The sequence below is a fragment of the Acinetobacter sp. ANC 5054 genome, from assembly GCF_002135295.1.
GTDB lineage: Bacteria > Pseudomonadota > Gammaproteobacteria > Pseudomonadales > Moraxellaceae > Acinetobacter.
The window spans coordinates 100,745-127,318 of sequence record NZ_NEGG01000009.1; the positions used below are offsets into that span (position 1 = coordinate 100,745).

Genomic DNA, 26,574 nt, shown 5'->3' on the forward strand with positions numbered 1-26,574 from the left:
CACAAAAACTAAAAAGAGCGCAAAACTGCGCTCTTTTTTCGATTTAACTATTCAATTCTCTTAGACTTTCCAGCGGTGGGATATCACACAGGTAGCTCAAACGATAACGTCCAATCAATGCACAAAGCAGCGTCATTAGTAACGGTAAGATTAACCAAATTTCCCAATGGGGTTGAACAGCCAGCTCCATTTTATAACTCGCAATCGCACTGATTACTTCAGCAAATAAACACGCCACAACGCCAGAAATCAAACCAATAAATCCAATTTCAGTGGTCAGCATCGACTTGAGTTTTCGCTTCGAGCTACCAAAAGAGCGTAACAGTGCCACTTCTTTTTTGCGTTCATCCATTAATAGGTTTAAGCAGGCGATTAAGACCAAAATACCTGAAATGCTCACCAACAGCGCCAAAAGACTCACGATCTGAATCAACACCGATACGATGCGTTTAATTTCATCCAAAATTAAGCTGACATCAATAAAGACCGTATTGGAAAATTGTTGAATGAGCTCTATCAATGCGCCTTTATCTGCTTCAGGCACATAGAAACTGCCTAAATAGCTGCCCGCATTTTCATCTATACTATGGGGTGAAAAAATAAAGAAAAAGTTGGGGCTAAAGCTCTCCCATTCCACACTACGCAAATTGATGACTTTAGCTTCTAGCACGCCTTCAGGTAGGCTAAAGGTCAAGCGATCACCAATTTGAATGCCAAGCTCTTGCGCAGTTTTGGCTTCAACTGAAACTTCATTGACCTGCTGAAAAGCTTTAGCGCCTTGTAATATTTGATTGTCTTTGGGGAAGGTCGCCGCCTGTGTCAGATTGAGTTCGCGTCTTAGACTGTTATTACTTTTGATCAGCGCTTCTGCAAAGGGCTGATCATTTTTAGCCACCAAACGTCCACGAATATTGGGATACATCGGTGTGCCCTGCCAACCATGTTGCTCTAGCTGTCGGTTGAAATCATTCAGTTCAAACGGTGGTAATCCATAAACAAATTGATTTGGCGTACCTTCAGGTAGCTGTTGCTGCCAGCGTTCTAGGAGATCCGTTCGTAATACCGCAAGAACAGTTACTAAACTTAAACCCAACGCCAAAGCAGTGATTTGAAATGCCGTTTGATACGGTGTTCGAACATATATCGAAATTTTAGCACCAAGGCCCTTAATAACTCTGAGCAGCAACCAAACCGCCAAATACAAAATCACGCAGAGCACAATAATCGCGCCCATGACCCACAGCGTCAGTTTCAGATTCTCTGTGAGTAACGCACAAAAAACAATGAGACTTAGAGTGCCAGCAAGCAACATGCCGAGCATAGAGCGAGCGGAACGTTCTTGCTGTCGTATTACACGTGCAGGTGGGGTTTTCAGGAGTTGCCATAAACTTGGAAAGACAAAACCTAAAAGGACAATGGCACTGGTCAAGATCGCCATTGGCAAAGTGCCAAGCAACATTGATATAGCAGAAAATTGCAATTGTAAGTTAGGAATGAGTTGCAACATTAACTGTAATAAGCCATATCCTAAACCTAAGCCGAGCACGCTACCGAGCAAGATTGATATCGACAATACAACTGCCAACAAGCCCATATAGGCCGTTAAAATTTGCTGTTTGGTTGCGCCAATACAGCGCATGAGGGCAATCGCATCCTGATTTTGCTGTACATAGCGTTGACTGGTGAGAGCGATGGCAATCCCGCACAGTAAAATGGTCAAAATATTTGCCAATTGCAAAAAGGTCTCTAAATTTGCAATCGGTTTCATTAAGCGAGTATTGCCTTCACTGGCATTTCTTAATTTTAATGTCGTTTGCGTACTACCTTCAGACGGCTCTGCATTTGGCTCATCGGCTATGCCAAATTTCTGTTTAAATCGCTTTTCAAAGTCTTTTGTTTTCTCAGGTGCTCCCGACATCAATAAGCGATATTCAATACGACTCCCGACTTGTATCGCATTGGTTCGTGCAACTTCTTGTTGTGCAATCATAATGGTGGGTGAAAAGCCACCAAAACCGAGTTCTTGATTTGAGTCATGGCTAATTTTTGCCGTGAATTTAAATGCCGCATCGGCAATATGCACCGTATCGCCAAGATGTACATGCAACAATTCCATCGCGCGCTGACTTAACCAAACTTCACCCTTTTGAATCGCTCTATTCAACTGTGGTTCAGTGCTCAATTCTCCTCTTAACGGAAATTCGGCATCGACAGCTTTGACATTGACCATAACAAACTGTTGGTCGGTATGTGCCATGCTACTAAACATCGTCACGTTGGACTGTTTGAGCTGCTGCGCCGTTGCTTGTTGTTTCCATTCATCGCTAATTGGGTCGTTATCGGTCAACACCAAATCTGCTGCCAGCATTTCAGCAGCTTGTAAGGCAACGGCATCTTGAATTTGCACATTGCTAAATTTTAATGCTGTGGTTGCACTGATCGCCAAAGTCAAAGCAATCATTAACAAATAAATGCCCGTCGTTTTAAAGCTTTGCTGTAATAAGGGTCGAAAGAGTGCCAGCAGATTCATGCTTTATGCTCCTACTCGATGCTCAATCAGCTGACCGTGTACCAACTCCAAATGACGCTGACATTGCTGCGCCAAATCGACATCATGGGTCACCAAGACCAAGGTAGTGCCCAATTCGCGATTTAACTGAAATAGTAATTGCTCAATTTCTTGCGCAGTTACGCTATCTAGGTTACCTGTCGGTTCATCTGCAAAAATAATATCGGGTTCAGTGACCAAGGCACGCGCAATGGCAACACGTTGCTGCTCACCACCTGATAAGACTTTCGGTGCTTGCTGTGCTTGCTGCTCTAAACCGACTTTTTTCAGCAAAAGTAAGGCTTTTTCTTCTGCCTCTTTAATTTTAAAGTTGGGATCTAAGCGCAAGGGCAACATGACATTTTCAAGTGCAGTTAAATGTGGCAACAGTTGAAAAGATTGGAATACAAAGCCGATATGTTCAAGGCGAACTTTGGCACGCTGTTCTTCTGTTAATTTTTGAATCGCTTGACCACAAACATGTAATTGCCCACTGCTGGCCTGATCTAAAGTTGCCAAAATACCAAGTAAAGTTGACTTACCAGACCCTGAACGCCCAGTAATAGCAACTTGCTCCCCTGCAAAAATTTCAAGGTTTAAGTTTTCAAAAATGCATAATTGTTTCTGCGGAAGTTGTATGTTTTGTGTCAATTGCTGTGCAGAAATAATCGCCTGTGGCATGATGTCAACATCTGTCGTAAGTTGGGTCATAACTTCCTTATATGCAAAATCGCATTCAAAAAATTCGTATATTGAGTTATTTATTGGGTACTGCTCTGTGCCTTAGCCCAATGCTACTCTCCGCTAAAACCATCATGATTGTCGGTGATAGCTTAAGTGCAGGTTATGGTATTTCACTACAACAAGGTTGGGTACATTTACTACAAAAACGTCTAGACCAACAGTATCCGAAACAGCATAAAGTGGTCAATGCAAGTGTGAGTGGCGAAACCACCAGTGGTGCGTTGGCTCGACTGCCAAAATTATTGCAAACCCACCGTCCAGACGTTGTGGTGATTGAGTTAGGCGGCAATGATGGTCTCCGTGGACAACCGCCCATTCAGATTCAAAAAAATTTGGCGCAACTGATACAAAAAAGTCAGCAGTCCAAAGCCAAAGTCATTTTATTTGGCATGAAAATTCCACCAAATTACGGCACTGCCTATAGCACTGCATTTGAAAAAAATTATGTGGTGGTCAGCCAGCAATACAAAATCAAACTACTGCCCTTTTTTATGCAAGGTGTCGCTGGTCAAAAAAGCTTGATGCAAAAAGATCTGATTCACCCGAATGCGAAAGCTCAAGGCATCTTATTAAATAATGCCTATCCTTATATTAAAGCGAGTCTTTAAATCAAATTTTGTGAGATAAAAAAGGCGCTCAAATTTGAGCGCCTTTTAAATACATCATTCATTTATTTGATTAGAAATCGTAGAAAGTTACTTCACCTGTCTCTAGTGAATATTCAGCACCTACGACTTTCAATTTGCCTTGAGCAATTAAATTTTCCAACACAGCAGAACCGTGTCGAAGTTGATTAACTGAAGCAAATACATTTGAACGCACAGCATGCATTGATAACTTTTCTAAATCATCTTTCAATTCGGTTTGCATCAAAATTTCAACTGAAGGACGTACACGATTCACAATCGACATGAGGTTTGCAGATGGTGGTGTCGCTGGGTTGGTCAATGCTTCAATCGTTGAATGAATCGCGCCGCAATGGGTATGACCCAAAACAATCACAACAGGACAACCAAAACTTTCAGCAGCAAACTCTACGCTACCAACTTGTGATGGTGCAACAATATTCCCTGCAACACGGATCACGAATAAATCACCTAAACCTTGGTCGAAAACCATTTCAGCAGGCACACGTGAGTCTGAACAGCCCAATACAATCGCAAATGGCTCTTGGTTCTCTGCCATTTCAGCACGTTGTTGATGCGTTAAAAGCTTAAGGTGCTGCGTTTGACCATTTACAAAACGCTCATTCCCTTTTTTTAAACGATCTAAAGCATCTGCTGCAGTTAGCATGTTCTTATTACCCTTGTCTAAAGTTGGAATATTTTAATCCCAGTCTATTCGATTGTCACTTGCAAAAAGAATTGCCCTCTTTTTTTAGCTAAAATTTAACCTTGATACAAAATGCAATTCAGCATTCTGTTAAAAAAATTATTTTTTATGTAATGGCTCACACTTTTAAGTCACAGCAAAAACTAGTTCAAACAATGAGTGAGTGACATTGGTCAATTTTAATTTACAATATATTTCATAAATATACAGTTTAGCTATTTCGGCTAATTTAGATAATTGTCATATAAATGATCATAAAAATGTATCCATTATATTTTTTGGGGGAACGTCAATGAAAGGAAGTCATTCGAACGTTTGGGTAAAACTAAGACTGAGTGCGCTGAGCTGCTTGTTGTTTGCAAGTGTAAATACGCTTGCAGCAAATCCAACGCCTCCAACAAAAAACGCGAACACTTCAGCCACCTCAAATATTTTACAAAATTATCTAAATCAAGAACGTAAAGCTGCTGGTTTAGTTTCACATAGTGTCCAAATTGGCAATGTTACTTGGAGCTATAGTGAAGGTGGTTCACGTAATAAACCTGCCATTTTATTGATTCATGGCTTGGGCGGGACACGTGACAATTGGAATGGCGTTGCACATTTTCTTACTCCCTATTATCACGTGATCATTCCTGACTTACCTGCCAATGGTGATACTCGTGTTCCCGCAGATTTTGACGTTTCAGTTCCAAATGTAACGGAGCAACTACGCCAATTTGTCGTTAAAATTGATATTGAAGACAAATTGAATATTGCAGGTCATTCATTGGGCGGCTCGATTGCTACGGTTTATGCCTCACAATATCCTTTTGATACGCAAAGCTTATTTTTAGTCAATAGTGCTGGTATATATAAGCAAGCCAATACCAGTTATACCCGTGATCCGTACTTGCTGAAAAATTTGATCGTGTCTAAACCGGGCGACTTAGATGACGTAATGCATAAACTGATGCAAAACCCACCAAATGTGCCACGTTCACTGAAACAAGCACAAGAAAATGTCCTTATTGCCCGTTCGCCACAAACCAGTAAAATGATTGATCAAGTGGTGACGCTTAATCGTATCTATACCCCTGAAACATTTGCACGCCTGACCCGTACAGTAGAAGCGCCAACCCTGATTCTTTGGGGCAAACAAGACAAGATTTTTAACGTCGAAGTTGCCAGTGAATTAAAATCATTATTGAAACGTGCCGAGGCACCTGTCATCCTTAATAATGTTGGTCATATGCCAATTCTTGAGGCTGAGCAGGAAGTCGCGGATCATTACCTCCCTTTCCTTGCAAAAAGTCAGAAGTTTAAAAACCCGTTGGCGGATAAGTTAATTCAACTCAACTGAGTATTCGCCTACACTTTTATCGCAACATGAAAGCGATCAGGGACAGTATGCAGAAAAACCCGATGATTGAGCAGCTCATTGATGCTCAACTAAACTTTTTAGATCACAGCTTTTCGCAAACTGAAACTGTTGCATCCGAATTTACCCAGTTTTACCAATGGTTCCGCAAGCAACCACTACAGAAAATTTGGGATTTTGAACAAATTAATGCACTTATTCAAAAGCAAATTTTAAATACCTCTGCCAGCCAATTTCTGATTGAGCAAATTGCCGAGCATATTAAATTTGCCTTGATTCATCCTGCGAATGACCAGACCAGCATTGCAGAAATTATCCCTGTTCTGACGATCGACAAAATTGCTCAATATGTGGCAAGTAAAAAAGACCATCGTCAGCGTCTCATTCACACTATGGTGAATAATCCTGCCTTTTCAGCCATGATCAGCCAATTGATTCAACATGCAATCCAAGACTATTTAGATAATTCGGTGATTGCTAAATCGGTGCCGGGCGTATCGCGCTTTATGAAAATGGGTAAGTCTGTTCTAGAAAATGTCACCGACACCAATCTAGACAGTGCCATCAGTAAATATCTACAAAAGAATATTTTAAAACTCAGTCAAATGAGCGAAACGGTGCTCAATCAACATTTTGACAATGAAAAGCTTTACCATTTTCAAGCCAATTTATGGCATAAAATCAAAGCAATGCCTGTGTCGGTTTTAAAGAAATATATTGAAGTGCAAGACTTGCCTCAAACGGTAGGTTTGGGTCACGAAATATGGGACTTTATGCGGCAATCGGACTATATGAAGCAGCAAGTCCATGATGGCGTTTATGCGTGGTATATCCGCAATCAGGAGCGTCCTTTTGATTTGTTGCTGCGCGATTTAAATATTGATGAATCACTCATTCAACATGAACTGCAAGGACTACTCAATCCAATTGTTCAACAGATGATTGGTTCTGGTTATTTGCGTGAACGATCACGACAGTATTTAGAACAGTTTTATTATTCAGATGAGACCTTAAAGATTTTGGGTATTCAAGCTTAGATTTTTTCAATATAGAAAAAAAAGCCGCTGTATGCGGCTTTTATTTAGTCATTGTAACTTAGAACTGATATTTCAGACTTGCATAGTATGCACGGCCCGGTTCGTTATACGTTTGGTTAACCGATTTATCACGTAATTTTTGCTCATCAAACAAGTTATTAATACCAATACGAGCACTAATCGCATCAGAGAACTTATAGCCCATATTTAGACCTGCAATACCATAACTTTTGATACTTTCTAAAGCTAAGCCATCTTTGTTTTCAAGGCTTGTTTCTGCAAATTGGCGTGGTTTTTGACGGCCATATTGAGTGTAAACAAAGTTGGTATCTAAGCGATCAGTGATGTTGTAGTTCAAAATCGAGTTGATGGTGTAATTTGGAATAATCGATAAAGGATTACCCGTACGTTTATCTTCAGAGTTAATCATATACGTGACATTGTTTGTCCACGTAATATCGCCCCAATCTAAGGAGATACTGCCTTCAACCCCTTCAACTAATGCTTTTGGTGTATTCATCCACTGCAAAACATTGTAGGTTGTGCCACCAATGACAATTTGTTCAAGCATGGTATCGCCAGCAACGATCTTATTTTTATAATCATTTCGGAACCATGCGAAACTTGCATTTACAATGTCTTTTTCAAACTGTAAACCAAGCTCTTTATTTACAGACGTTTCAGGTTTTAAGTCGGCATTCCCTTGTAATAAGCATTGGCTTAAACCGATTGGGCAGCCGTTACCCTTAGTACTTAACAGATAGCCTTCTGCATTTTGATATAAGTTTGGTGCTTTATAAGCCTGAGCAATACCGCCTTTTAAAGTCCAATAATCACCAATTTTTTGCGTGATATTTAAACTTGGACTCCAGTTATCACCCGATTTACTGTGGTTATCATAACGTACTCCCAGCACTAAATCAGTTGTATCCGTCAGGTTAATATTGTTTTCTAAATATGCAGATGCAATTCTAGAATCCATCTGTGAACGATCACCTGAGGTTAAAGCATCCCCAAAACCACCCGTCCCTGCTTTTGTATTCACGGTGTCTTTGAAGTCATCTTCAACCCATTCAGCACCTAAGGTTAAAACTTGCGGTGCATACCATTCAAATGGAATATTTGCTTCCGTGTTAAAACGGATTGTTTCTAGAACCGAAGTTTCTTTATTTTCTAAGCTATTAATTTGACCTTCAGTACTTCCACCTGTGCCTTCAGGCAAACGTTTATTTTTGGTTTTATCGTATTGAGCAATCACTTTGGTATCGCCCCAATCCCAACTACCTTCATGGGTTAAGGCATAATTGTCGCGATATACTGTATTGGTTTCTTCCCCAATTAATGCTGAGAGTATTGGCGCTTTGTTTGGATCTGCTGGGTCAAATACACTGTTTTGGCTGTCCCCTGCAAAACGGTTACCTTGACGACCCACTGCTGCATCAAGCATCAACACTTGTTGATCATTAAGCTGCCATGCCAAACGGGCAGCAACATCTTTATTTTCAACACCTTCACGGCCTGCCATACGTGCGCCATTATCCATGAGCGCATTGATATCCGCCGCATCGGAATCCGTCTTATTGTAGTTTCCATATAAACGATAAGATAATTTATCCTGAATAATTGGACCACTTAAATTAAAGCTTTCACGATGGGTTGAACCTTCTTTTGAGTGCTCAGGTTGATTGGTAAATAGCTCGACAGAACCATGTGTTTCATTGGTCACTTTTTTGGTTTTAATATTGACCACACCACCCATTGCACCTGAGCCATAGCGTGCTGCCGCTGGACCACGTAGCACTTCAATTGATTCGATAGCATCGGCTGGCACCCAGTTTGAGTCACCACGTGTATCACGTTCACCTCGCCAACCGTAACGTACCGAGTTACGAGAATTAACAGGCTTACCATCAATCAAAATCAAGGTATTTTCTGGGCCCATGCCTCGAATATCAATTTGACGATTATTACCGCGCTGCCCTGTTGCACTGTTCCCTGTTAGATTCACCCCTGGCATACGACGAACATATTCTGAAATATCATTCACCACTGGCAATTTATCGAGATCTTCTGCAGTAATTTTTGAAGCACCTAAGGATTGCTTAATTTGTTGTTCTGCAGTCACCACAATTGTTTCCATTTGAGTCACGGATTCATTAGTGGTTTCAATCTCTGTTTCATTTGCGTGAGAAAGACTGGCGATAGCACACAAAATTGAAAGTGTAAGTGTTGAACGGAAGATATGCTTGGTCATTTGGTATTTTCCAAAGTGGCTAAGTTATGGAGAAATCTAGAATAATGTGTTGCACATTGTAACCAACACAAACAATATTGCAAATAAATTTAATAATCATTCTCATTTATGTTTTTAATATGCCTTATTATCTCGCTACAGAAATCAAATAAATATTTTAAAAAATTTTAATTATTTCAGTTAGATAACCAACATCATGTCCGTAAAAGTAATTTCTAATTTTAAAATAATTTTTAAGTCTATTTATCGGAGCCCTACATCTCGGGATTGAATATAGGGATTAGCCTTCGGCTGGAGGTACTCTTACGAAACGTTGTTTCTCATTCGGCAAAATGAGGAGCAATTCTCCGCAAGAAAACCATTGTCATCCGCAAAACTCGTTCACTACCTTCAAATTATTCAAAGTATCGCAAAAACTTTTTTGATCAGAAGTAGTCCTATCTCAAACAATTGCGGATGACCTCACCGCGTAACGTTCTTTTACTTGAGTCAAATTAAGTTTCTGATGTTATGCAGTAACATCAGTTAGAAAATAAAAAAGCCGCAAAATTGCGGCTTTTTATAACAACACTGAACTTATTTAAAATAAGCACCTTCAGTATTACTGTGATCCGTTTGGTCAACGACACGCATCAATTCAGGAACGTGTTGTTTCAATGTTGTTTCAACACCTTGTTTCAGGGTTAAATCAATTGAAGAACAACCTTGGCAACCACCACCGAATTTAAGCACCGCTGTTAAACCATGATCTGCATCTTCAACCACTTCTACCAAGGCACAGTTACCACCGTGACCCGCTAAACCTGGGTTAATTTCAGATTGTAATACGTAGGTAATACGTTCTTCGACAGAAGCATCAGGTCCAACACGTGGCACTTTAGAGTTTGGCGCACGGAAAGTTAACTGACCACCGAAACGGTCTTTATTGTAATCAATCACAGCATCTAAAAGATAAGGAATAGACGGTGAGTCAATAAATGCAGGGAAATCTGGATAGTCTTGTTTATAGTCAGTTGGCACAACTTCTTCTGGTGCACTGTAAGCCATACAACATTCAGCACGTGGCGTACCCGGATTTTCCACAAAAACACGCACACCAATACCCGGTGTGTTTTGTTTCTCCAAAAGATCTTTCAAATACTCTTGAGCATTTGGTGTAATCAATAGGTTTGGAATTTCTTCAGCAACTGCTGTGCTGTTGTTCTCAGTCGACATTACAATATTTCCTCAAGCTGAAGTCGCCATTTTAACTTAAGATGCGGTGCATTAGAAAAAAATCAACTAAAATTGTCGGAATTATTCTTAAAGTTCACGCTTTACCTGTTTTTAATGGCATTATTGAGGACAAATTTTAACAAGTAGAATAGTCATTTATGTTGGGTTTACCGTTTAACCACACCGTGACCATTATTCTGATTACCGTAGTGATTTCACTCATTGCCTTTTCAAATCAGAAAGTTATGAATCGCTTATTGTTTTGGCCGCCAGCACTACAACGTGGTGAATATGATCGCTTCATTACGCATGGGTTCATTCATGCTGATGGCGCACATTTACTCTTCAACATGATTACCTTATTTTTCTTTGGTTCTGTGATTGAAAGTTTTTATCGCCAATACTTTTTCGACATGGGCTTTGCACTGTTTTATTTGGGTGGCTTAATTGTTGCGATTCTTCCGAGTTATTTAAAACATAAGCATGATACCCATTGGGCTAGTTTAGGTGCTTCAGGCGCGGTTTCTGCTGTTCTTTTTGCCTATATTTTGTTTGAGCCATGGAAACTGATTTTTGTGTTCTTTATTCCAGTTCCTGCCATTATTTTTGCAGTGCTGTACGTGGCTTACAGCATTTGGTCTGGTAAACGTGGCAATACCAATATTAACCATAGTGCGCATCTCTGGGGCGCGGCCTATGGTGTGATTATGACCATTATTCTTGAACCTCAATTAATTCCGCATTTCTTAAATAAGTTACTCAATGTCCCCTTTTAAAACAGCAACTTAGTTTTAAAGAAGGATTCAGTTTTGAATCCTTTTTTTGCAAAAAATTCTGCAGCGAGTCTTCAATGAAGTTCAACATCTCTGTGTTGCAAAATTTCTCCTTGCGCAAAAAGCATTTTTTTAGCATCAAACCGTATATTTCAAATACAACCAACCCTTTCCTAAGCGTAAACACCATTGAAAAGCCTCATACGCAAATAACAACTTGAACAATTAGATTTAGCAAAAGCTTCTCCACACGCTTGGTTAAACTTCCCTTGTATATGCGACAAAAGTTCACAGAAGCCCATGACAAATCATATAAATTTGGCACTTTATGTCACCCAAGTTTTTAATTTGGCATAGATAATGTATACATCTGTATATTAATGACTTTGTCAGTTGAGATATTTTGCATGTCTAGTTCACTTGAAGGGCTTCAGTTCCCAATTTCACCAGCACATCAAAAACCAAGTACTTCTAAAACAGGACGTGAGATTATTGCTGAAGCCTTAGCTTCTGTGGATCACGAAACCTCTATACGCGCAAAACAAGAAAAAAACTGGCGAAAAAAGTATCCTGAATATTTTAAAGCATTGGTAGAACAAGGCATTCAAACAACCAATGCAGCAATCAATATTGCTGAACATGGTTTAAATAAAGCTCACCATGTCTTTGAGTTTTATCGCGACAATCAGAAATTTGCATTAAAGGACATCATGAGCCTTCCTGCAAAGTCCCTATATACGGTTAAGTTGAAGGGTGAAAGTAATGCAGCACCTGAGTGGTATGTGCCCTACCACGGCCAAAAACTACAAGGCAAAGTACTGCTTCAACAAATTCAAAAATGGTTAGATGCGGGCATTATTGAAGAAAGTCATGCCAATGCCCTGCGTGCTACTGTGGCTCATCCTGAATGGTTTGATTTATCAGATCGCACCATGGTGCTCTTTGGTGCTGCTTCAGAAGCTGGTCCATTAACATGGTTGGCGAAGTGGAAAGCCAATATTGTTGCTATTGACCTAAATAATGAGCACGTGTGGGATCGTATTTTAAGTACAGTTCAAACAGGCAATGCCACCTTATATGCACCATGCAATGCGGCGGTCAATGACGATACACCTACGCAAGAGCTGAAACAAAAACTGGGCGCAAACTTGCTCACGCAAACACCTGAAATTGCCCAATGGTTAGTGCAAAATGAGCATCAACTCGATTTAGCTGCAATTGCTTATTTAGATGGTGAGAAGCATGTCCGTGTAGCGATGGCGATGGATTGCATTATGGATTATGTCAGCCAGCAAAAAGCGGACACGAGCCTGATGTTTATGTGCACACCAACCGATGTTTATGCTGTGCCTGAAGAAATTATTAGCGCATCCCAATCCAAATTCCAAGATCGTGCACCTGCACAAAAGCTACTCACCAAAAGTATTGCCACTATTTCTGGTCAACTGTTCTTTAAACAAAATAATGATCAAATGACTCGTTCTGATAATGGCAAAACTTATGGTATTGCCGACTGTTTGGTGGTTGAACAAGGTCCAAACTATGCACTGGCTAAACGCATTCAACAATGGCGTGCAACAGTTGCGCGTCAAAATGGTCAGCGTGTCAGCATTAATATTGCACCATCGACCACAACGCGCTCAGTAACAAAAAATCCGTTATTAAAAGCAGCATTTAATGGTGCAAGTTTATTTGATGTTGAATCATTTAATCCTGAAACCACCAATGCCTTAATGGCTGCACTATGGATACATGATTTGCGTAATCCTGAGTCAGTAGCCAACCCTGAAACGCTACTTGATCATCCTTTAGAGTTGATGATGTCTGGTGCCAATCATGGTGGTTTATGGCGTGTAGCGTATCTAGCACGTACAGCATTACCGTTTGCTGCGGTGTATGGTTTTGCGACTGAAAAGCTACCCAAAGCACTTAAGAATAAATTGAAGAAATAACCCTTGATCTGTTATTTCTTTCGCCGCGATCATTGGGCTAAAGCTTAAATATCGTGTGCTTGAAGAAAGAATCATCCATAAAAAAACGCTGCCAGTGCAGCGTTTTTTTATATCGAGAAAATCTTAAAAGACTTTCAAGAACAACCAGTATAGACAGCCCGATAAACAGATCGTTGCTGGCAGTGTGAAAATCCATGCAGAAAGAATCGTTTTCACGGTATTAAAGTTTAGACCTGATTTATTGGCAACCATGGTACCAGCAACAGCAGAGTTCAGTACGTGTGTGGTCGATACAGGCATACCGAAACCATCTGCCGCAGCAATTGTTGACATCGCAACAAGTTCTGCTGACATCCCTTGACCATAAGTCATGTGGTTTTTACCAATACGTTCACCTACCGTTACAACGATACGTTTCCAACCCACCATCGTACCAAGACCTAGTGCAAGTGCTACCGCGACTTTCACCCAAGTTGGGATGTACTGTAAGAATGAATCTAAGTTACTACGGTATTCTTTAACTGTCTTTTGCTGTGCTTCTGCCATCGCTGGAAGTTGCTCAGATTTATCAAGACGTTTAAATGCCGTGGTACTTAAATACATGTCATTACGGATTGAAGACACTTCTTGTTCAGGAATATCTTTGAGGTCACCATACTGACCAACACGCTCACCCAAATGATCCGTCATACTTGCCAAGGCAGGCACAACTTCAGCATTCATTTCTTTGGTTTGAATGTATTTGGTTAAAATATCGCGCGCTTTTTCATCTGGAACATCATCATGCTGTGCATAAATTGCAGTTGCAGTTTGCGCAGACAATTGATGGAAAGACTGAATGTGTTGATTGTCTAAATTCTTGTTTAAAGAATAAGCCAAAGGTACACAGCCAATCAGAATCAGCATGATCAGACCCATACCTTTTTGACCATCGTTTGAACCGTGCGCGAAACTTACGCCAGTACAAGTAAAAATCAAAATGGCACGAATCAGTGGCGGTGGTGGTTTATTGCCTTCAGGTGGATGAAAAAGTTCCAATTGTTTACGAAACACTTTTTTCACAATCAGGAAAACCACAGCCGCAAATGCAAAACCAATCAGTGGTGAGAACAATAAAGCCTTACCAACTTTAAGCACTTGTTCCATATCCACGCCACTGGCACCACCACCTGCATTGAGCAGGTAGTTCATAATGCCAACGCCGAGGATCGAACCAATTAAAGTATGTGAACTTGATGCAGGAATGCCCAAGAACCATGTACCCAGGTTCCATAAAATCGCAGCGATCAGCATGGCAAAAACCATGGCGAAACCTGCGCCAGAACCTACATTCATGATTAATTCAACTGGGAGCAAAGCAATGATGCCGTAAGCAACCGCACCACTTGCAACCATCACACCTAAGAAGTTACAGAAACCAGCCCACATCACCGCAACAGGTGCAGACAAGGCATTGGTATAAATCACGGTTGCTACCGCATTGGCGGTATCATGGAAACCATTGACAAATTCAAAGCCTAAAGCGATGAATAAGGCAGTGCCTAGCAAAATCATTGAATACAGGCTTAAAGGCGGAACATGCGATAAATCGGCAGTCACCTGAAAACCAATATAGATTAGCGTTGAAATGATCAACGTTAGAAACACCGGAATAAAGAACTTCGGTGTAGGCACATGAACATTCGTCGAAATGTGTTTCGACGTGTGCGCTGAATCTACGGGAGTTTGTTTAGAATTCATGCAGGCAAGAATAGAGGATTTTAGAATCCCCATATTGTTCAATTTAATTGTGACAATTATATGACAAAGTGCTGTCATATAAAGCAATATTTCATGCTTTATTTGTATTCAGCACCGCCTAAAAACCTACTTAAATACTCTGTTTTACATAAAAAAATCAGATATTTATTCGTTTTTAAAGCATTGATTTTAGTTTGAAACCCAATGTTTCAACATATATTTCATCTTGTCATATTTATTGTCATGAACGCCTACCATTTTGCTTATTTTTCAAGCGTACCTGAGCAATATGACAAATTCGTGAAGCTTTCCATACATTTAGATTAAACTTTCGCAAATTATTTTGTTTAATTTATCAACACTCTAATAATTAACGATCAATGTTACAGCTTGATTATCAATAAAACTGGATTGAATTCTGTTAATATATTTGCCGATTTTATATTCCATCGGATTGGGGTTATTTATGTCCACGCTTGCCACCCTAAAAGAGCTGCTCGCTCAACGGATTCTGATTATTGATGGTGCTATGGGCACCATGATTCAGCGTCATAAACTCGAAGAAGCTGACTATCGTGGTGAGCGTTTTGCAGATTGGGCATCTGACCTCAAAGGCAACAATGACCTGTTGGTGTTAACTCAACCGCAGATCATTCAAGGTATTCATGAAGCCTACCTTGATGCAGGCGCTGACATTATCGAAACCAACTCGTTCAACGGAACGCGTGTTTCTATGTCGGACTACCACATGGAAGATTTGGTTCCTGAGATTAATCGTGAAGCGGCACGTCTTGCCAAAGAAGCCTGCAAAAAATATTCAACACCTGAAAAACCACGTTTTGTGGCAGGTGTACTTGGGCCGACATCACGTACCTGCTCGATTTCACCGAATGTGAATGACCCAGCGTTTCGTAACATTACTTTTGATGCACTGAAAGAAAACTATATTGAAGCTGCGCATGCCCTGATTGAAGGCGGTGTAGACATCCTACTGATCGAAACTGTTTTCGATACATTGAACTGTAAAGCTGCGATCTTTGCCGTTAAAGAAGTGTTCAATCAGCTTGGTTATGAATTGCCTTTGATGATTTCAGGCACCATTACCGATGCTTCAGGTCGTACCTTAACAGGTCAAACTGCGGAAGCATTCTGGAACTCAGTGCGTCACGGTGATTTACTGTCGATTGGTTTTAACTGTGCCTTGGGTGCAGACGCAATGCGCCCGCACGTAAAAACTATTTCAGATGTAGCTGATACCTTTATTTCCGCCCATCCAAATGCAGGCTTACCAAATGCCTTCGGTGGTTATGATGAAACCCCTGAAGAAACGGCTGCCTTCTTAAAAGAATTTGCTGAAAGTGGTCTGATTAACATCACTGGCGGCTGCTGTGGTACGACACCTGATCATATCCGTGCCATTTATAATGCAGTTAAAGACATCAAACCGCGTCAAGTGCCAGAAACCAAACCTGCGTGCCGCTTAAGTGGTTTAGAACCTTTTAACATCACTGAAGAATCACTTTTTGTGAACGTTGGTGAGCGTACCAACGTTACGGGCTCTAAAAAATTCTTACGCCTCATCCGTGAAGAAAACTTTGCCGAAGCTTTAGATGTTGCGCAGCAGCAAGTTGAAGCTGGCGCGCAAATCATCGACATCAACATGGATGAAGGCATGCTGGATTCACAAGGTGCAATGGTGCACTTCCTGAATCTTGTAGCATCTGAGCCTGAAATTTCACGTGTGCCAATCATGATTGACTCGTCAAAATGGGAAATCATTGAAGCGGGTTTGAAATGCGTTCAAGGTAAACCTGTGGTGAACTCGATTTCCTTGAAAGAAGGTTATGACGAGTTTGTCCACAAAGCACGTTTGTGCCGTCAGTACGGTGCGGCTGTGATTGTGATGGCATTTGATGAACAAGGTCAGGCAGATACGGCAGCACGTAAGCGCGAAATTTGTAAGCGTTCTTATGATGTATTGGTCAATGAAGTGGGCTTCCCTGCTGAAGATATTATCTTTGACCCGAACGTATTTGCGGTTGCAACGGGTATCGAAGAACACAATAACTATGCTGTTGATTTCATTGAAGCAACAGGTTGGATTAAGCAAAACTTACCACATGCGATGATTTCAGGCGGTGTGTCGAACGTATCGTTCTCATTCCGTGGTAACGAACCTGTACGTGAAGCGATTCACTCGGTGTTCTTGTACCATGCCATCAAGCAAGGCATGACCATGGGTATCGTCAACGCAGGTCAAATGGCAATTTATGACGATATTGATGCAGAACTGAAAGCTGCGGTTGAAGATGTAATCTTGAACCAAAACCAAGGTGAAAGCCAACACGATGCGACTGAAAAACTGCTTGAAGTTGCTGAAAAATACCGTGGTCAAGGTGCAGCGCAAAAACAAGTCGAAAACTTGGAATGGCGTGAACTTCCAGTGGAAAAACGTCTTGAACATGCGTTAGTAAAAGGCATCACAGCTTTTATTGATGAAGATACTGAAGAAGCACGTCTGAAAGCCAAACGTCCACTCGATGTAATTGAAGGCCCGCTCATGGACGGCATGAACGTGGTCGGCGATTTGTTTGGTTCGGGCAAAATGTTCCTACCGCAAGTGGTGAAATCCGCACGTGTAATGAAACAAGCTGTAGCTTGGCTGAACCCGTACATTGAAGCTGAAAAATCCGGCGGTCAATCTAAAGGTAAGGTGTTGATGGCGACCGTCAAAGGCGACGTCCATGACATCGGTAAGAACATCGTAGGCGTAGTCCTCGGCTGTAACGGCTATGACATTATCGACCTTGGCGTGATGGTGCCTGCGGAAAAAATCCTACAAACAGCCATTGATGAAAAAGTCGATATTATCGGTCTTTCTGGCTTGATCACTCCGTCTTTGGATGAAATGGTGTTTGTTGCTAAAGAAATGCAGCGCAAAGGCTTTAATGTTCCGTTGATGATTGGCGGTGCTACAACATCTAAAGCTCATACAGCAGTGAAAATTGACCCTCAATATTCAAATGATGCGGTAATTTATGTTGCTGATGCTTCACGTGCCGTAGGTGTAGCAACAACTTTACTTTCTAAAGAAATGAAGCCGAAGTTTGTTTCCGATACACGTGCTGAATATGAAAAAGTCCGTGAGCGTATTGCCAATAAACAGCCGAAAGCTGCCAAGCTGACTTATGCTGAATCTGTAGAAAATGGCTTGAAAATTGACTTCGCTGCCAATGCGCCTGTGAAGCCAAACTTTATTGGTACGCAAACCCTAACCAATTATCCATTGGACACACTGGTTGAGTATTTTGACTGGACACCATTCTTTATTTCTTGGAGCTTGGCGGGCAAATTCCCTGCCATTCTCAAAGATGAAGTGGTCGGCGAAGCAGCAACAGACTTGTATGAACAAGCGCAGACCATGCTGAAAGATATTATCGACAACAAACGCTTTGATGCGCGAGCTGTATTTGGTATCTACCCTGCTAACCGTTCAGCAGCGGATTCGGTTGAAGTGTATAGCGAAGATGGTCAATCGGTTACGCATACCTTCCATCACATTCGTCAGCAGTCTGACAAAGTGACTGGCAAACCAAACTTGTCATTGGCGGACTTTGTTGCGCCTAAAGGTGTTGCGGAAGATTATTTGGGCGGTTTCACTGTATCGATCTTTGGTGCAGAAGAAATGGCCAATGAGTACAAAGCCAAAGGCGATGATTACTCTGCAATTCTGGCGCAATCTTTGGGTGACCGTTTTGCCGAAGCTTTTGCGGAGCATTTGCATGAGCGCATCCGTAAAGAGTTTTGGGGCAACCAAGCGTCTGAAACTTTAAGTAATGAAGAATTGATTAAAGAGAAGTATGTCGGCATCCGTCCTGCACCGGGCTACCCTGCTTGCCCTGAGCACTCTGAAAAAGCGCCATTGTTTGACTGGTTAGGTTCGACCGATAAGATTGGTACGCAATTGACTACAAGTTTTGCAATGTGGCCACCTTCATCAGTCAGCGGTTTCTACTATGCAAACCCTGAAAGCCAATACTTTAACGTGGGTAAAATCGCAGGTGATCAGCTTGAGGATTATGCGAAGCGTAAAGGTTGGACTTTAGATGAGGCGAAGCGTTGGTTAGCACCGAATTTGGATGATTCGGTGGTTTAAAAAATCCCCCTAGCCCCCTTTAATAAAGGGGGAACTAAAAAGCCCTCAATTGAGGGCTTTTTTTTTGAATCTACCCTAACCCCTCTTTTTCAAAGAGGGGAACTTTTGCGTATCACATGAATTACATGACAGCTCCTCCCTTTTTTAAAGGGAGGTTGGGAGGGATTAAAAAATCATGTAAATTGAACTATAATAAACTCTTAAAATTAAAATAATTTTCTCAATTATGGATCAATTTAACACTAGAGAATTAGCCTCAATTACATGGGGAGCCATACTTGTAATAGCTTTAATATTCTACTCTTTAAAAAATGCTCACCTCAGAGATTCTCTTATCGGTGTTATCAAAGCATTTTTTCAAATTAAAATTATTACTTCTATTTTATTAATTACTACATATGTACTGCTAAGTGTATTTATCTTATACCAAATAAAAATCTGGGATTTTAGCCAGCTTAAAAACACATTTTTTTGGTATGTATTTTTTGCAATTGGTACTATGTTTAGTTTAAGCACCATCAAAGAAAATTCGCACAACTTCTTTATCCAAACTATAAAATCATCAGTAAACTTAAGCATCGTTCTTCAATTTATCATTAACTTTCATACCTTTAATTTTCTATTGGAATTAATTGTACTTATTCCACTTATTACCCTTTTAAGTATCATCAGTGCTGTTGCTAATCAAACAAAAGATCAAATATTAGTTAAGAAACTTTGTGACTTTTTACTAACTTTGATATTTCTCATATTTTTTATCTATTTTATTATTCAAACTTTCAAAGTCCCCTTAACCTTTATAAATTATCAAGCATTACAAGATTTCTTCATACCTATCATTCTTACAATACTCTATTTACCATTTCTATGGTTTTTTCTCTTATATATAAAGTACGAGGAAATTTTTGTACGACTTCAACTTCATATGAATGATAGGAAACTCATAATCCTTACAAAATTTTTGGTCATTATTAACTTTCGAACCCAAAAAGATTTGATTGATGAATGGTTTCACCATATTAAGATTCATAAGATAGAAAACTACAAACAATTAATCGATTCTTTTTCACTCATAAAGCATAGAAAAGCTAAAAGAAATAAACTATCTGACACACCTTTAGATGTCGGCTGGAGTGTATATCAAGCAGAAAATTTCTTAAGTGCCTACGAACTCCAAGTTAAATATTCTGATATTGGAGATGAAATTTGGTTTGGATCTAAACTAATTAAATTAGATGACGATTTTAATCCATCTACATTAACCTACTATATTCAAGGCCATGAAGATGCTGTGAAGCAATTAAAAGTTAAACTGTTTCTCTATGATCTTAATCATATTCCAAAGTACTTAAGTATCTACATTGAAGTTATAAATTGCTTAGTCAGAAACTCACTCCAAGGTAGTTTAAACTACAACCATATAGATAATATTTATAACTTGGAAAATTTTTCAGACACGTCACACGATAAGCTACTTGAATTTCAATATGAAAAATTCACTCATTCAGTAAAACCCACTTGTGAACTATCATTCAGTATAAAGAATCCCTCCTAACCTCCCTTTAACAAAAGGGGATTTAGGGGGATTCCTTCACACAATACCGATAAACCTCTTCCACCACCCCATCAATTTGTCTCATCACCTCTCCATTATCAAACCTCAGCACCTTTAGCCCAAGCTGAGCCAAAACTTCATCACGAACTCGATCTGCCTCTAATCCTTCAGGCGTATAGTGCTGACTCTATCTTCATTCCCTCACCCCAGCCCTCTCCCAATGGGAGAGGGAGCATTCATTGTGAATTCAATAATGGATGTTCCCTCTCCTCTTAGGAGAGGGTTAGGGAGAGGTCTATTAATTTGGAGATGTGCTTTTTAAATGCCCTTTTTTACACTTTTATGTCAGACACCACTCCAATTTCCTTATAATAATGAACTTTAAATCTCCCCCTATTTAATCCATTGGTGCATCAATGAAAAAACTCATGAACGGTGCTGAAAACATCGTAGTGGAAATGTGTAAAGGATTTGTCCTTGCGCATCCTGAACTTGCATTTAATCAATCTTATAAGATCATTTCGCGTAAAGAAAAACACCAAAACGTGGCATTGATCAGTGGCGGCGGCAGCGGTCATGAACCAGCACATGCAGGCTTTGTTGGTACAGGTATGCTCGATGCTGCTGTATGTGGCGACGTATTTGCATCCCCTTCACAAATTCAAATCTATAAAGCATTGCAACACGTCGCAACCGACAAAGGCGTGCTGATGATCATAAAAAACTATTCTGGCGATATGATGAATTTCCAGAATGGCGCAGCCCTTGCGGCTGACGATGGCATCAAAGTGGATTATGTAAAAGTTGCAGATGATATTGCCGTAAAAGACAGCCTCTACACCGTGGGTCGTCGTGGTGTGGCAGGTACAGTATTCGTGCATAAAATTGCGGGTGCTGCGGCAGCTAAAGGCTACGAACTTGCACGTGTAAAAGAATTGGCACAAAAAGCGGCTGACAGCGTAACCAGCTTAGGTTTTGCATATACCTCTTGCACCGTTCCAGCCAAAGGCACGCCAACTTTTACGTTGGCCGATGACGAAATGGAATACGGCGTGGGTATTCACGGTGAACCGGGTATTCGTCGTGAAAAAATTCTGCCCTCTAAAAAATTGGCACAGCGCATTGTCGATGACCTATTCCTTGACCGTCCAGACCTGAAAGAAGTGGCTGTATTGGTCAATGGTTTTGGTACGACGCCATTACAAGAACTGTATGTGTTTAACCATGATGTCTGCCAGCATCTTGCCAATAAAGGCATTAAAATTTACCGTACATTTGTTGGCAACTACATGACCAGCATCGACATGAACGGTGCATCGGTATCGCTTCTTGCACTGGATGATGAACTAAAAACTTATTTAGATGCAGAAGCCAATACACCTGCATTTAAAATGGACGGTTCGCCTGCTTTGCCCATAGAATTTGCCTCAGATAATACGCACGCGGAACGCACAATTAATACCGATGTAGAAACGCATCCTGAACATGCCAAAATTTCTAATGAGCAGTTCACCATTGAAAATATGCGTTATGTGGTTGATGTGATGAGCGCATGCATCATTAAAAATGAAGTGCCATTTTGTGAATTAGACGCGCATGCAGGTGACGGTGATTTCGGCATGAGCGTTGCAAAAGGCTTTAAACAGTTAAAACGCGAATGGCATCAGTTGGTACAAGCAGATCAAATGGATGAATTCCTATTGAACTGTTCAATGATCATTATGGAACATTGTGGCGGTGCATCTGGCCCAATCTGGGGTTCAGCATTCCGCGCTGCAGGCAAAGCGATTAAAGGCAAAACTGCTTTAAATACCGCGGATTTTGCAGACATGCTGCAAGCAGCAGTTAAAGGTATTCAAGTGACTGGTGAACGTTCATTTGGTCGCGGTGCTGTTGTCGGTGATAAAACTCTGATTGATGCTTTAGTACCATGCGCAGATTCATGGTCTGCCAATACAGATAAATCTTTTAAAGAAAACTTCACGCTAGGTGCAAAAGCTACCGTTCAAGGCGCTGAAAATACCAAAGAGATTGTGGCGCGTATGGGACGTGCAGGAACTGTAGGCGACCGCAGTCTTGGTTACCCAGATGCTGGTGCACATGGTTTAGCTGTGATCTTTAGCGATATCGCAGAACATTTGAAATAAGTTTTGAATGTTAAAAAAGCCCTGATCACTTTACGGTGTTCAGGGCTTTTTTTATCGTTTGAAATATAATTTCATAACTGCTTTTCAGTAATGGTTGCTACGATATTCAATTTTCTTAATCAATCAAACGTAATTTACGTAACCTTGCACGAATCCCGCCAATTTTACGGTTATGGCGCAGTGCAATTTCCTTAATCGGCAACTTTTCATCCATGAAGGCATCAATCAAGCGGACTTCTTCATCTTCCGTCCATTTCTGGCCAATCATTGAATCTGTATCACTTTCTGGTTCTATACTCTCTGATTCATCTACCGCTTTTTCAATGCTGACCTGTACTGAGTTTTCTTCAGGCTCTTGTTGCTTTGCCGTTTGCTCATAAATCGCTTTTACATCCGCAAGAAAGCCTTTATTTTCACAACCTAAAATGAATAATTTATTCTGTGCACGGGTCATGCCCACATACGCCAGCTTTCGCTCCGAATCTAGATCTCGATTTTCCCCCAGCCGTGGCATATGGTCCAAACCAATAAAGAATACATGCGGAAACTCCAGCCCTTTAGAAGATTCTACATTCATAATTTTGATTGAATTTTTATTCAAATCTAGCGCTTTCTTTTCTGTACTACTGAAAATCAATTCAGCTTCAACATCTGGAACATAATTTTCTAATTTGGCTTTTAGCTCATTAACGAAAATGTCGTATTCAGCAGATTTTGCCTGCAACACCGCAATGTCTCTTGGTTCTACATCCGACTTCAGTAATTGTCGAATTTTACGGGCAATTAAATCCGCTAAATGGCGCACATCATTTTCATGATAAATACTTGGATATTCGCCAGTTTTACACTCCCCTGTATCTGGATCTAAAACACGGTCATATTCATCGTTATTCTGTAAGCTCTCGTATTGCTTCGGATTCAAAAATGCTTTGGCAATATCTAAAATTTCTTTGGTGTTGCGGTAGCATTTATACAATTCAACTGGTTTTTTACCTTGCACCTGTAAGCCGACTGAACGCCAACTCGGCTTTTTACGGTTAAAAATATTTTGCGCCGGGTCATAGCAGAATAAAATGTTATTACTTTCTGCTTTGACTAATTTTGACAGGCCAATAATCCACTCCTGTGCAAAGTCCTGACCTTCATCAATCAAAATGGCATCATATTGTTCAGTTTCGGATAATCCGTTAGTCTCCAGATAATCCAATAAAATTTGACCGACACGACTGTTATAGTCTGTCTGTTTCTCATTTTTCAGCATAGACAGATTTGCACTGGTGATTTTCTTCACCACACTATGAAAGTTCAGCACTTCTATCTTGTCATTAAAATCATCACCAAACATGTGTCCTAAGTGGTTACAAAGTGAATTGTTATAGCACACCACTAAAATTTTATAGTCTGGATAAATCGTCTTTAAATATTTTGCGCGACAAGCCAAAACCAGTGTTTTACCGCTACCTGCCACACCTTTTAAAATACGGTGCCCATCGCCAATATTTTTTGCAATGGATTCCTGAGATAAATCGAGCGCTTTCACTTCTTGTGGTTCTACGGCAAATAATTCATCCTGTTTAAACTCATTGACTCGAATTTCAGGAAAAATCATATAGCGTAAAAATTTTTCTTCAGCATAAGCCAAGGCTTCAAATGGAAAGGCAACATCCTTAAAAGCATCAATCAGTTTTTGCTTGAAAGTTTTATTCTCTGCAACTAAGCGCAAATCGTCTTTATAAATGGTTTTATGTTCAGAGCTGATCGCGGGAAAACTCAAGCCAATTTCATTGGCTTCTTGCTGTTTTAACTCGGTATAAATTACACAACTTGTGATCGGGAATTTAACATTACCTTGGTAAGGTCCGCTTTGCTGTAAAAATACCGCGGTCTTTTTGAATTGATTCAGAATATTCAGCATGCATTTACGCACCTGTAATTCTGGATTTTGTACCGAAACATTTTTGGCATTGTTCTTATTATAAAAACGCCCAGTAAATGTTTCAGGATTTAGAGTTTCAAATCTGTCTTTAGACCAGTCTTTAACTTCAATGACCAACAAGCCATGCTTTGGTAACCAAACAATAAAATCTGTATAACGGTTGAGTGCTTTCGGTTCATGCCAAATAATGGCATTTTCATCCTGAAAAACATGCTCCAACAACTGATAGACTTTTCGTTCACCGCTACTGGCTGATTTTAATTGTTGAATGCTTGGGGGAATCAGTTCAGCCACAGTGATTATTCTCTAAATCGTAATTATTTGATTAATTAGACAAATTATAATCAAAAATGTTAAATAGTCCATCCTATTTGCTTTGCATGTTAATTAATTATTCACATTTATTTTTACTAGATTCAAATGAATTGAACGCAAACTGCTGTTGAATGCATCCGAAGCATTGGCACAATAAAAAGCGCTACCTGATGCATTTGATCAAACAGCGCCATTATTTTACCTAAAAAGATCAGCGAGTCATTAGATTAGCTTACAGGCTTCACCTGTGTCTTCGGTAGGAAGAACGTCACTAAGCCCAACAACGGCAACAATGAACACACGCCAAAGACCCATTCAATACCATTGATATCCGCCAAATAACCCAAGCCTGCTGCGGCAATACCACTAACACCAAACATCAGACCAAACATTAGGCCCGCAATCATGCCAACACGTCCCGGCACAGCTTCCTGTGCATACACGACCATTGCGGCAAAAGCAGACGACATGACTAATCCAACAATAATCGACAGCACCGTAGTCCAAAACAAATTAGCATAAGGCATGATCAGTGCAAAAGGCGCCATGCCAATAAATGACACCCAAATCACCGCTTTACGACCAATTTTATCGCCAATTGGCCCACCTGCAAAAGTGCCCAATGCAACCGCAGCCAAAAAGGCAAATAAATGTAGCTGTGCATTTTGCAGGCTTAAATCAAATTTATGCATCAAATAAAACGTAAAATAATTACTGATGCTGGCGATATAAGTAAATTTGGCAAACATCAGTACGCAAATGGTCGCCAACGCAATAAACAACTGACTGCCCTGCAACTTGCTTTGTACCTGCTGTGCCTTTGATGTAGCTTGGCTGAGGCTATGTTGAATATTCCAGCGGCTCACACCAAACAACACCCAAATTGCCAGTAGAGCAAAGACGACCAGCCATGCGACGGCATGCTGTCCAAAAGGCACAATAATCAAGGCCGCCAATAACGGGCCAATCGCGGAACCGGTATTGCCTCCCACCTGAAAAGTCGATTGCGCAGTGCCAAAACGACCGCCTGACGCCATGCGCGCCACACGTGATGCTTCAGGATGAAAAGTTGATGAGCCCACGCCAATCAGCGCGGATGCAATCAATAGCACGGTGAAACTCGGCGAAAAAGCCAGTAGCACAATGCCACTGAATGTGACTGCCATGCCCATTGGGAGTAAATATGGCTTAGGATGCTTATCCGTATAAAGGCCAATCCACGGCTGCAGCAATGATGCCGTCAGTTGATAGACCAGTGAAATCAGGCCAACTTCTGCAAAACTCAGTGAAAAATTGACTTTCAGCATCGGGTAAATAGCGGGTAGAACCGCCTGTATCAAATCATTCAGCAGATGCGCAACTGCGACTGCACCCACGATTTTAATCACCATGCCCTGTGGCTGTGGACTTGCCGCGCAAGCCTCATTCTTCACGGGTATTGAAGAGTTCATTGCCCGTTTACTCCATGTCTGTATTGATCAGTTTGTGATTGTAAATTGTCACTCAAACC

Annotated in this window: 17 protein-coding genes; 8 read left to right on the forward strand and 9 right to left on the reverse strand. The window is 40.7% G+C overall.

The features are described 5' to 3' along the window. Positions 1-43: 43 nt before the first annotated feature. Positions 44-2,524 (reverse strand): ABC transporter permease, encoded by a 2,481-nt coding sequence (locus B9T33_RS10610; RefSeq protein ID WP_086178916.1) that lies wholly within the window; start codon positions 2,522-2,524, stop codon positions 44-46. A 9-nt stretch (positions 2,525-2,533) separates the two neighbouring features. Further along, on the reverse strand, positions 2,534-3,259 hold the full coding sequence (locus tag B9T33_RS10615; protein WP_086178871.1) for an ABC transporter ATP-binding protein: 726 nt from the start codon (positions 3,257-3,259) through the stop codon (positions 2,534-2,536). 11 nt (positions 3,260-3,270) lie between these two features. Between B9T33_RS10615 and B9T33_RS10620 the strand changes: the two genes are divergently transcribed. Next, entirely contained in the window at positions 3,271-3,900 is a 630-nt protein-coding gene (locus tag B9T33_RS10620; protein WP_086178872.1) for an arylesterase, read from the forward strand. Positions 3,901-3,970: 70 nt separating this feature from the next. Here B9T33_RS10620 and B9T33_RS10625 read toward each other — a convergent pair whose 3' ends face one another. Then, a complete protein-coding gene (locus B9T33_RS10625) occupies positions 3,971-4,585 on the reverse strand; it encodes a carbonic anhydrase (protein WP_086178873.1) in 615 nt (204 codons plus the stop codon). A gap of 331 nt (positions 4,586-4,916) precedes the next feature. Here B9T33_RS10625 and B9T33_RS10630 point away from each other — a divergent pair, with 331 nt between their 5' ends. Together B9T33_RS10630 and B9T33_RS10635 are read left to right on the forward strand one after the other, a co-directional pair. Continuing rightward, positions 4,917-5,966 carry an alpha/beta fold hydrolase gene (locus B9T33_RS10630; protein WP_086178874.1) on the forward strand — a complete coding sequence of 350 codons (1,050 nt, stop codon included), beginning with the start codon at positions 4,917-4,919 and terminating at the stop codon, positions 5,964-5,966. 47 nt (positions 5,967-6,013) lie between these two features. Beyond that, complete coding sequence (locus B9T33_RS10635; protein WP_086178875.1) at positions 6,014-7,021, forward strand: hypothetical protein; 1,008 nt, start codon at positions 6,014-6,016, stop codon at positions 7,019-7,021. Positions 7,022-7,079: 58 nt separating this feature from the next. Here B9T33_RS10635 and B9T33_RS10640 read toward each other — a convergent pair whose 3' ends face one another. Beyond that, positions 7,080-9,275 (reverse strand): TonB-dependent siderophore receptor, encoded by a 2,196-nt coding sequence (locus B9T33_RS10640; protein ID WP_086178876.1) that lies wholly within the window; start codon positions 9,273-9,275, stop codon positions 7,080-7,082. A gap of 576 nt (positions 9,276-9,851) precedes the next feature. Next, complete coding sequence (gene nfuA / locus B9T33_RS10645; RefSeq protein ID WP_086178877.1) at positions 9,852-10,490, reverse strand: Fe-S biogenesis protein NfuA; 639 nt, start codon at positions 10,488-10,490, stop codon at positions 9,852-9,854. Positions 10,491-10,648: 158 nt separating this feature from the next. Between nfuA and B9T33_RS10650 the strand changes: the two genes are divergently transcribed. Both B9T33_RS10650 and B9T33_RS10660 read left to right on the forward strand, forming a co-directional pair. Continuing rightward, positions 10,649-11,266 carry a rhomboid family intramembrane serine protease gene (locus B9T33_RS10650; protein ID WP_086178878.1) on the forward strand — a complete coding sequence of 206 codons (618 nt, stop codon included), beginning with the start codon at positions 10,649-10,651 and terminating at the stop codon, positions 11,264-11,266. A 404-nt stretch (positions 11,267-11,670) separates the two neighbouring features. Then, entirely contained in the window at positions 11,671-13,215 is a 1,545-nt protein-coding gene (locus tag B9T33_RS10660) for a hypothetical protein (protein WP_086178880.1), read from the forward strand. 123 nt (positions 13,216-13,338) lie between these two features. Here the strand turns inward: B9T33_RS10660 and B9T33_RS10665 are convergent, their stop codons facing one another. Continuing rightward, positions 13,339-14,955, reverse strand: coding sequence for an inorganic phosphate transporter (locus tag B9T33_RS10665; protein WP_086178881.1), 1,617 nt, complete (start codon positions 14,953-14,955; stop codon positions 13,339-13,341). Between the two features lie 466 nt (positions 14,956-15,421). On the opposite strand from B9T33_RS10665, the gene metH reads away from it, so the two are divergent. Both metH and B9T33_RS10675 read left to right on the forward strand, forming a co-directional pair. Then, positions 15,422-19,111, forward strand: a complete 3,690-nt coding sequence (gene metH, locus B9T33_RS10670) for a methionine synthase (RefSeq protein WP_086178882.1) — start codon at positions 15,422-15,424, stop codon at positions 19,109-19,111. Between the two features lie 226 nt (positions 19,112-19,337). Then, positions 19,338-20,666 carry a hypothetical protein gene (locus tag B9T33_RS10675; RefSeq protein WP_086178883.1) on the forward strand — a complete coding sequence of 443 codons (1,329 nt, stop codon included), beginning with the start codon at positions 19,338-19,340 and terminating at the stop codon, positions 20,664-20,666. Positions 20,667-20,688: 22 nt separating this feature from the next. Here B9T33_RS10675 and B9T33_RS10680 read toward each other — a convergent pair whose 3' ends face one another. Further along, positions 20,689-20,799, reverse strand: a complete 111-nt coding sequence (locus B9T33_RS10680) for a DUF559 domain-containing protein (RefSeq protein ID WP_416202594.1) — start codon at positions 20,797-20,799, stop codon at positions 20,689-20,691. 283 nt (positions 20,800-21,082) lie between these two features. On the opposite strand from B9T33_RS10680, the gene dhaK reads away from it, so the two are divergent. Next, the gene (gene dhaK / locus B9T33_RS10685) at positions 21,083-22,813 is read left to right on the forward strand and encodes a dihydroxyacetone kinase subunit DhaK (RefSeq protein ID WP_086178884.1); all 1,731 of its coding nucleotides are present in this window, start codon (positions 21,083-21,085) and stop codon (positions 22,811-22,813) included. A 115-nt stretch (positions 22,814-22,928) separates the two neighbouring features. Here the strand turns inward: dhaK and B9T33_RS10690 are convergent, their stop codons facing one another. Both B9T33_RS10690 and B9T33_RS10695 read right to left on the reverse strand, forming a co-directional pair. Continuing rightward, positions 22,929-25,043 (reverse strand): 3'-5' exonuclease, encoded by a 2,115-nt coding sequence (locus B9T33_RS10690; protein ID WP_086178885.1) that lies wholly within the window; start codon positions 25,041-25,043, stop codon positions 22,929-22,931. Between the two features lie 248 nt (positions 25,044-25,291). Further along, complete coding sequence (locus tag B9T33_RS10695; protein WP_086178886.1) at positions 25,292-26,515, reverse strand: MFS transporter; 1,224 nt, start codon at positions 26,513-26,515, stop codon at positions 25,292-25,294. Between the last annotated feature and the right edge of the window lie 59 nt (positions 26,516-26,574).

Excerpts from the sequence above, each read along its gene's own strand:
- metH (WP_086178882.1), top strand. The coding sequence starts at position 15,422 with ATGTCCACGCTTGCCACCCTAAAAGAGCTGCTCGCTCAACGGATTCTG.
- B9T33_RS10625 (WP_086178873.1), bottom strand. The coding sequence starts at position 4,585 with ATGCTAACTGCAGCAGATGCTTTAGATCGTTTAAAAAAAGGGAATGAG.
- nfuA (WP_086178877.1), bottom strand. The coding sequence starts at position 10,490 with ATGTCGACTGAGAACAACAGCACAGCAGTTGCTGAAGAAATTCCAAAC.
- dhaK (WP_086178884.1), top strand. The coding sequence starts at position 21,083 with ATGAAAAAACTCATGAACGGTGCTGAAAACATCGTAGTGGAAATGTGT.
- B9T33_RS10695 (WP_086178886.1), bottom strand. The coding sequence starts at position 26,515 with ATGAACTCTTCAATACCCGTGAAGAATGAGGCTTGCGCGGCAAGTCCA.
- B9T33_RS10630 (WP_086178874.1), top strand. The coding sequence starts at position 4,917 with ATGAAAGGAAGTCATTCGAACGTTTGGGTAAAACTAAGACTGAGTGCG.
- B9T33_RS10665 (WP_086178881.1), bottom strand. The coding sequence starts at position 14,955 with ATGAATTCTAAACAAACTCCCGTAGATTCAGCGCACACGTCGAAACAC.
- B9T33_RS10675 (WP_086178883.1), top strand. The coding sequence starts at position 19,338 with ATGGATCAATTTAACACTAGAGAATTAGCCTCAATTACATGGGGAGCC.
- B9T33_RS10635 (WP_086178875.1), top strand. The coding sequence starts at position 6,014 with ATGCAGAAAAACCCGATGATTGAGCAGCTCATTGATGCTCAACTAAAC.
- B9T33_RS10620 (WP_086178872.1), top strand. The coding sequence starts at position 3,271 with ATGCAAAATCGCATTCAAAAAATTCGTATATTGAGTTATTTATTGGGT.
- B9T33_RS10650 (WP_086178878.1), top strand. The coding sequence starts at position 10,649 with ATGTTGGGTTTACCGTTTAACCACACCGTGACCATTATTCTGATTACC.
- B9T33_RS10640 (WP_086178876.1), bottom strand. The coding sequence starts at position 9,275 with ATGACCAAGCATATCTTCCGTTCAACACTTACACTTTCAATTTTGTGT.
- B9T33_RS10615 (WP_086178871.1), bottom strand. The coding sequence starts at position 3,259 with ATGACCCAACTTACGACAGATGTTGACATCATGCCACAGGCGATTATT.
- B9T33_RS10660 (WP_086178880.1), top strand. The coding sequence starts at position 11,671 with ATGTCTAGTTCACTTGAAGGGCTTCAGTTCCCAATTTCACCAGCACAT.